This is a genomic window from Xenorhabdus khoisanae, assembly GCF_001037465.1.
GTDB classification, from domain to species: domain Bacteria; phylum Pseudomonadota; class Gammaproteobacteria; order Enterobacterales; family Enterobacteriaceae; genus Xenorhabdus; species Xenorhabdus khoisanae.
Genome location: NZ_LFCV01000259.1, coordinates 1 through 1067, shown reverse-complemented (window position 1 = coordinate 1067; position 1067 = coordinate 1). Strand labels below are relative to the sequence as shown.

Annotated in this window: 1 protein-coding gene; it reads right to left on the bottom strand. The window is 29.6% G+C overall.

From position 1 onward, the window contains the following. Window positions 1-50: 50 nt before the first annotated feature. Entirely contained in the window at window positions 51-737 is a 687-nt protein-coding gene (locus AB204_RS20650) for a hypothetical protein (RefSeq protein ID WP_047965257.1), read from the bottom strand. Window positions 738-1067 lie beyond the last annotated feature (330 nt).

Below are 1067 nucleotides of genomic sequence, written 5' to 3'. Positions count from 1 at the left end.
GAATAACACCAATAGCTAAAATAAATATAACAATACATATACGTATGAAGTTATTCAACCGCAATCCCAGCATATTCTTTACCTATATTAATCCAGCTTGCATCTTCAATAAGAATTACGTCCTGACCAGTTTTTATATCGCTTATAGGAGTTATTGTATTTAAAAAATTAGGCAAGGGAACATTATAAGGAATTGTATTATTTGGATACTTTTCAGGGTCAGGGAATAATAATGGCTTAAAAGATTTATTTTTATATTTTCCTATAGCCCCGTAGTAATCCCATCGTTTATATGCTTTTTCTTTACTTACTACCCCTACTTGAGGTAAATAATTAATACCATTGATAGCCTGATAAAAACCGAATAAGTTAGAAATCAAATCTTCACCACTATAGCCACTATCTGAAATTAAAGTAAAAGGAAAGGAATCTTGATATGATTCAAATGAATGAGTTGTATACATCATAATAGTAAGAGCAACTCTTTTTTTATCATGTAAAGATAAACCTCTTCTAACTCTCCATCTTGTTTTTATAGATGTTCCTAGGCTACGTCCCCTACCCATATATTGGACATATCTAACGATAAAATGAGATTTATTAGTAGTTTCATCCCCCAAAGCAAGAGAGAGCATCAACTTTCTTGCATCATCACCATTAGCATGCCCTAAATCTAACCATCCTAATTTTTCTGTATAGACCAATCGTCCATTTTCTATATCAGATCTTTTAGTCATTATAACTCCTGTTATTTAGTTAAGTGCGCTATAATTTTTTAGATATATGATAGTACGCAAAATCATTAATTGACTGCCTATAGAAACGTTTTAGTAGAAAGTTACTGTTTTGTTACCTGACACCAAACAATAAATTTCTATAGAGTATAGATAATATAATTACATAATAGATTAGTAAATCCAAAATTCACTTTTTAATAGGCAACGTATTTTTAATATAAACTCACTCTAAACAGGAGCATACATCAAAGGTAGTAAATGGAACTTGTTTATTATTGTAATTATCACAATAATAAACTATTAATTTTACATTGCTGCTTAATATGAGTT

Bases quoted from the DNA above. Each gene is read 5' to 3' on its own strand.
- AB204_RS20650 (WP_047965257.1), bottom strand. From the start codon at position 737: ATGACTAAAAGATCTGATATAGAAAATGGACGATTGGTCTATACAGAA.